Here is a 6,614-nt window from a genome sequence, read left to right on the forward strand (position 1 = left end):
AACGGCGATGCCTTGTCCAACGATCAACTGCATTTTCTGGTCGATCGAGCGCTGATCCATCGCGAGGTGCTGCATCAAGCGCTTGAATCCGGCTCTCCGCAATCGTGAGGAGTTGTGAACAAAGGTATCGATTTCCTAAAAATCACCAGAAGCGAAGTTTGGTGTGGTAGGAAGTGAGGGAATTTGGCGACCTGCTGCGAGCATCGGCTCCAACGCTTGCCAAATTTGACAGGCGAAATGCACAACCCGCTATATGATGATTAACCTCATCCCTGTTCTGCGCTAACGTCCCACTTTCAGGATTAGAGCAATGAGTGAAGCTGCCCTCCCAAACCCCGACATTAACGTGGTTCCCACTGAATCGAACGATCGCGCGACTCCAACAATCTCCGATGCCTCCAGCCCGCCAGCCACTGATGATTGGCAGACCGTGGATTTTCCAGGAGCGCTGAGTGTGGATGCGATTCCGCCACATAACGAGGAGGGTCCGCCAGACGCGGAGGAGGGGCTACCGCCCATCAGCCGTGAGGGCGAAGACTGGATTGCGCTAGTGAAACACCTGCAACAGGAAAACGTGCTTCTGCGCGATCGCGTGGCTGCCCTTCAGCACGAGCACGTTGCCGAACTCGAACGCGACCTTGCCCAAACTCAAGTTGAGCTACAGCTTGCCCGATCGCTCCAGCAAGAATCGATCGCCCAGGCGCAAGACCTCGCCACTGCTCAAGAGCACAGCCAGCGGTTGTTTCAGGAGCTAGAACGCGCCCACCAAACCGCACGGCGGCAGCAAATCCTGATTGAGACGTTAACCAAACAGCTCGACAGCAGCCAGACGCGCATCGCTCAACTAGAGCGGGATTGCTCGCTAACTCAGCAGCGCTGCAACGAACACGTTCAGCAGCGAATGCAGGCAGAAAACACCAGCCGCGATTTGAGAATGCGACTGCACCGCCAACAGCAGCAAACGCTGCAATTCAAAGCCGCTCTAGAGCAGTGCTTGGAGATGCCTGCTACCGCTTATAGACCTCCGGTTGGGGGTGCTGATGGCGGCACGCCTGCACCACTGACGGATACCGCTCAACTTTTGTCGGTTCAACACCAGCCTGTAAAACCGTGGTCTGCACCGAACGATCGCCTCGTTCCCTATCCGGCTCCCCCAGCGGCTCAAACGCCGCTCTCTCGCTTGCTGAGCGTTGAACCCCTGATGCCGTCTGAGGCATCTGAGCCGATGGCGATCGACCCCGCAACGAGTGATGCGCCCTCCATGAGTGACTGGATGAACGTCCTCTTTCCTGACGCGCCGAACACTCCTACGGCAGCCGAGGCTGAACCCGTCGAAGCCATTTTCGATGTCAGCCCCTTTTTACAGGCGTCCAAGCTTCCGGAAGCAGCGGCTCCCGCGATCGAAGAGCCACTGTGGGAGGATCTGACAGCACTGATCGAGTCACCTCCGGCTGCGCCTGCTGCGCCAGCGGCTCCGGCAGAATCCGACAGCGCGACAGCCGAGCAGCAACGTGAGCAGTTGGCGCAGGCAGCGTTAGCGGGTCGTGCAGTCGCCTTGCCAACGCACGATCGTCCCGCCCAGCTGGCAGAGACGCCGCTGCCTCAACTTAAGTCAGCTCCTGACACTGCTCAGTCTGACCCGATCGAGGCGGCTCCAGCACCTCGGCAAATCCGTCCGCTGCAAGTTGCTGCACTGTCAGCCCAGCCGCCCACACCTGAAGCGCCGAAGCCCTTTAGCTTCGATCTGAACAGCCAACCTGAAGACGCAGCAGCACCTCAAGGCGAGCCGATGTTCACGACCAACTTCCCTTCCCCAATCGTCTATCCGCTGCGTCCTGCCAAAAAGCTGACTTCTCTAGCAGCCGTTGATCTGCCAACCTTTCCACGAGGAACCTAGGCGCTTCACTCAGACTCTGCCAGCGTGGGATGGTTCTCGCCGATCGCCATCGTAGCCCGTTCGGTTCGGACCGCTTTCGTCCGAATAGGCTGCGGTGCGCCAACTCCATCGGTCAGCACGTAGCTCTGCGCCAGCAGCCACAGCCATAGACCCGGAAATCGTGGCTCTAGCCAGGGCTGGAGTCGGCGCAGAACGTTAGGAGACCAACCGCCCACGATCGCACTCAGTAGAGCAGTCATGGTGAAATCGCGGTAGGAGCCTAGCCAGCGCAGAAAGTCTCTGGGATGAATGAACGTCCAAATCCAGATCAGGAGTGTCGGAATTCGCCAAGCAGTGGCGATCGCCAAGCGATTGAACGTGAACCAGCCAACGCGATCTTTAATGAACTGCTCTGCAATATCGGTTTGCTCTTTCGCCAGCAGCCCAAAGAAAACATTGAGCAGCGTGTTGATTCGCGCGGGCGGAATATGGCGTCCTGTCGGCACCATCATCCCCTTCGAGAACAGCCACGTGACTGAGACGTTGCTTTGGTAAGCGCGGATCTGGTTGAGGTGCTTCGCGGTTAGCAAATCGTGCTTCAACGCGGTATCCAGCAGCGCGGTCAGGCGCGGCAAATTTCGCACGAGCGAACCGAAGCCGGTAAATACCAACGGCGACTGAAGCGAGGCGGCATCGCCCAGCGCAATTAGACGATCGACCGCCACTTGGCGATCGGTATTGCTAACGCTGAAGTGCCCAGGAATATAGCCGAAGGTCGGTTTTTTCCACACCAGCTTATCCATGTCGCAGCGGCGATACTCCGGCAGAATCGTAAAAAAGTCCTCGTACAGCTCCAGCAGCGAGCCAGGATTGTCTGGGTGCGGTTGGTGATAGTGGAACAGGTAGAACGTCAGTTCTTCTCCTTCGGCAGGAAACAGTTCCCAAATCAGTTGGCGTCCCCGCGAGGTGTCGCCGTGGCTGTTGAGCACGTCACCGTAGCAGGCATCCCAGACGCCCGGCTCAAATCCGCTGGAAATGACGGCTCCCACGGTTGGACACACGCTGTCGAATGCCCGTCCCCCGTTGAGTTGCCACGCGATCGGCGAAGCCGTGCCCATTGCGTCTATCAGCAGGCGTCCCCGAATGTCGCGTTGTTCTCCGGTTGGCAAGTGCTGAGTCTGAACCACGACCTGCTTTGCGTTGATGTCTGCCCGCACGAACTCCGTCTCGTCCCAAATCTCGCCGCCTGCTTCTTTCAGCTTTTGCCCACACAGACGCAGTAGCTTCTCTGCATCCAACCCAACGTTCAGCACCGTCGGCGTATGCAGCACAGCCGCTTTTGCTTGCGGCGGATTGTTGCCATCAAAGAACTTGTGGAAGCCATCGACGTATTCCCGGGCAATCAGGCCTTCAAACTCCGCTGCCGTAAACAAGCCGAGATCGATTACGCTTTGGAACTCGCTGCGCGAAATGTTCCACTCCCGATTCATTCTGCCAAACGGCAGCCGCTCAATCAACAGCACGCGATAGCCGAGGCGTGCCATTGTAGCTGCATGAATGACGCCAAGGGCACCGCCAATGTAGATCAGGTCGTAGGTGGGAGAGGCATAAGTCTGCGTCTGCTGATCACCCCAAAACACTACTTGCTTTGGCTGCTTCGGATTCCGCACCCCGTCGCGCCAGCGCTGTTCCCACCAGTAGACGCGGGTGAGATCTGATTCACCATTGGGCATGCGCTGGAAGTATTTCGTAGTGAGGGGGTAGCGATCGCTCAGCGCCTCAAAGATCGACTGCTGCGTCAGGTCGATCGCGGGTGGCTCTGGGTAGGTGTGAGGAAAGCGCGATCGAATCGCTTGAACAAAGTGTTCCAGCACACGGTTCTCGTGTAGGATGGGTCGGGTTGTCCAGCGAAAGACCTTAAGATAGGTGGTTCGCTGCACCGACCAGACAAAAAATGAGAGTTCGTCGTCGCTTTGTGATTCAGGAATTGAGGAGGGCTGATGTGTGGTTTGTTTGACCGTTAATCGAATGCCGCTGTGGCTAATTACCTTTTCACCGACTTCAGGAGTGAAACTTTGCTGGAGCCATTGCTTGACGGCATCTACGTCAGGGCTAGGAACTTCTATATAAAGGATTTCCTTCATTTAGGGGGGATGAACTCCAATGAAATACTTAAAAAGACAGGGTTGGAACCCTTAGAAGTGCGCTAAACTTCAGGTCACTTGCTTAAAAAACTTTACAACATTCTCATATTACTCAGGCAGTTGCCGTCGATCCATCAATATGAACTATCCTATGCCAGTAAATCCCCAAGAAGTGGTCGCACTTCCACAAAAATCAGTGAACGAAGAGCTAATTGCAGCGGCGATCGCGGGCGTGGTGCAAATTGCCCGCTCGAAGGGGCAATCGCTAGACCAACTGAGAGCAGAAGTTTTGGCGGACGACGCCCTGCTGGACATTAAACAGCGGCGTCGGCTCAGCGAAATTGTGACGATCGCGTGGGAGAAGCTTCCCTAAACAGCATTCTCGATGTTTTGTAGGTGCGATCGGAAGTACTGACGATATAGTTCGCAGCGGGGTGTTGCCGAGTTCCCCTGCAATCGAATCAATCCCATGCCTTTGAGATGGTTTGCGGTGATTGCTTCTAGCTGGACGCCATTGGACGCCATCACCACTGTTCTAAAGGTGTTGAGTAATTCTGGTTTTTGTTGCAGCAGTAGCCAGTAGCGCTGAAAGTAGCTGCTATAGATACCAGCTTGCGTCGCCGCTTCCTCTAGCAACTGCGCCAAGGGTCGTCTCGACTGCCGCACCCAATAAAAGGCTAATCGGATGAGGTAGGGATGCCCTCCTACCAGCGCCATTAGCAGCTCTAGTGCAGCAGGGTCGATGCCGACTTCAGCTAGCTGGTAACGCTGGGCCAAATCTTGCAGTTGCTCCCACGTGAACTCTGGCAAAGACAGCGGTAGCCCGACGTGGAAGGGGGACTGACTGAGACTGAGCGGAATCGGCATTTCGCTACAAGACACAATAACCAACCGTAGCTTCTGCCAAACAGCCTGCTGCAACGCTTCCTCATACCAACTTCGCAGCAGCGGCAAGAACTCTTGAGCTAGCTCTGGGTAGTCGAACAGGCGATTGGTTTCATCGAGCACGAGGACGATCGGGCGGTCTAGCTGCGCCAGTAAATAGTCCTGAAAATAGGCTGTGCAGCTTACCTTGGTGCCGATCGCTTCATCCCAGTAGTCCGCCAGTTTGGGTTCTACCTGCAATCGACGACTGACGTAAAGGCAAAACCAGCGCAAAAAACCTCCCAGGTCGGAAAAAATGGTGCGATCTGCCTGTCGCAAATCAACGATGACAGCGCCATAGCCTAACGTTCGGGCATGCTCAAGAATTCGTAGAGCTAGAGAGGTTTTGCCCATTTGCCAAGGCGCTTTGATGTTCGTTAGGCTGCCTAACTTACTGATTTCTGCGTATGCCAACTGCTCGATCGGTGGACGATCAACATACAGTGAGGAAGCCAGCGAAACAATTCCACCCGGAAAGGCGTGTAGCTCTGTCTCCGCTGAAATCGGCAGATGAATTCGACTTTTACGACTTTCAAGACTAGAGGCGTTTTCTAAAATTAGCCGCACGTTCTTTTTGGTGACTTTTGCCCCTAGCGCCTCCGAAAGGCAGTTCCAAAGTTGAGCACCCACATCTTTGATGTAGCTCAAATCGTAGCCGGATTCCAGCGCGATTTCTCGGTAGCGTTTTCCTGACCAAGACTGTAGGAACACAACTTGCTCAAGGTAGCTAAGCGGCTTGGGTTCTAAGAGCTGATTTACGAGATCAAGAGCTTCGTTTGGCAGCATACGCGTCTTTGCTATCCGAAAAACGCTAAGAAGATAAATAATGTTAAATGGTTCTTTAATTTGCTCAGATGGCTATCTCAACTTTTATCTTGCCCACATTATTTCGCATAGATAACATCCTTTCTGTTATGTTTTGTCTAAATTGTCTGTTTAGCTTCGGCATCGTCATGGTTTTGCTGCCGCGCTGTACGACCGAATACTTCTCATTCCTAAAGGACGTAGAACGTTTATTCATCAAGCGTTTAGCTAACCTAGTGTTTCTTGCTTTTCATAAACTAATCCGGCTTAACTGACTTTTCCAACCTTTATTCAATTCTGATTTTTAGATACATTAATTCTTAAACAAGGCGCTTTTAAGGGTACCTTTGGCTCAAATCAAATAATTTGCTATAGTTTGCACACTACTATCATTGATAGAGTGATTTTAATTTAAGAAACGCCATTTTGCTTCTCTAGAGATAAATGAGTTTCTACATAGAGAAAGGTCTATACTCGCCTGAAAAACTGCTAATTGATTAGCAAAAGGCGATCGATCTTACTGGTTACCTATATCAGTGCTGATTGAACGACCCTTTAATGTTCTACTGGGGCTGTAAGTCAATCATTAGACACTCTAAGGCGCTACGTTGTTCACGCCATTGCCTGCTGCGGCAATCTCATTTGCATACAATGAAAACGATTCTTGTCATTGAAAACAATCGCACCTTTCGAGTTACCTTACTTGAAATCTTGAGGGCTGAAGGATTTCGCACGATCGCAGCGACGAATGAAATGATGGGTGTGCAGCAGGCAAAACTTAAATTGCCTGATTTGATTCTGAGTGAAGCTCAAATTCCAGGATTTGATGGATATGCTGTTCTTGACGCTTTGCAGCAGGACGATCG

5 protein-coding genes are annotated in these 6,614 nt (G+C 53.2%); 3 read left to right on the forward strand and 2 right to left on the reverse strand.

What is annotated here, in order from left to right; all coding sequences use genetic code 11:
* The first annotated feature begins 310 nt into the window (after positions 1-310).
* Positions 311-1,897, forward strand: coding sequence for a hypothetical protein (locus H6F43_RS15740; RefSeq protein WP_190343671.1), 1,587 nt, complete (start codon positions 311-313; stop codon positions 1,895-1,897).
* 5 nt (positions 1,898-1,902) lie between these two features.
* Here the strand turns inward: H6F43_RS15740 and H6F43_RS15745 are convergent, their stop codons facing one another.
* A complete protein-coding gene (locus tag H6F43_RS15745) occupies positions 1,903-4,020 on the reverse strand; it encodes a flavin-dependent dehydrogenase (RefSeq protein ID WP_190343672.1) in 2,118 nt (705 codons plus the stop codon).
* A gap of 139 nt (positions 4,021-4,159) precedes the next feature.
* Here H6F43_RS15745 and H6F43_RS15750 point away from each other — a divergent pair, with 139 nt between their 5' ends.
* Positions 4,160-4,393, forward strand: a complete 234-nt coding sequence (locus H6F43_RS15750; RefSeq protein WP_190343673.1) for a hypothetical protein — start codon at positions 4,160-4,162, stop codon at positions 4,391-4,393.
* On the opposite strand, the gene H6F43_RS15755 is transcribed toward H6F43_RS15750, so the two are convergent.
* The gene (locus H6F43_RS15755) at positions 4,390-5,730 is read right to left on the reverse strand and encodes an AAA-like domain-containing protein (protein ID WP_190343674.1); all 1,341 of its coding nucleotides are present in this window, start codon (positions 5,728-5,730) and stop codon (positions 4,390-4,392) included. The two genes, H6F43_RS15750 and H6F43_RS15755, sit on opposite strands and share 4 nt — an antisense overlap.
* Positions 5,731-6,399: 669 nt before the next feature.
* On the opposite strand from H6F43_RS15755, the gene H6F43_RS15760 reads away from it, so the two are divergent.
* On the forward strand, positions 6,400-6,614 hold a 215-nt coding region (locus tag H6F43_RS15760; RefSeq protein ID WP_190343675.1), incomplete at its 3' end, for a response regulator.

Source organism: Leptolyngbya sp. FACHB-36 (assembly GCF_014695955.1).
Taxonomy (GTDB): domain Bacteria; phylum Cyanobacteriota; class Cyanobacteriia; order Leptolyngbyales; family Leptolyngbyaceae; genus FACHB-36.

Excerpts from the sequence above, each read along its gene's own strand:
- H6F43_RS15750 (WP_190343673.1), top strand. The coding sequence starts at position 4,160 with ATGAACTATCCTATGCCAGTAAATCCCCAAGAAGTGGTCGCACTTCCA.
- H6F43_RS15740 (WP_190343671.1), top strand. The coding sequence starts at position 311 with ATGAGTGAAGCTGCCCTCCCAAACCCCGACATTAACGTGGTTCCCACT.
- H6F43_RS15745 (WP_190343672.1), bottom strand. The coding sequence starts at position 4,020 with ATGAAGGAAATCCTTTATATAGAAGTTCCTAGCCCTGACGTAGATGCC.
- H6F43_RS15755 (WP_190343674.1), bottom strand. The coding sequence starts at position 5,730 with ATGCTGCCAAACGAAGCTCTTGATCTCGTAAATCAGCTCTTAGAACCC.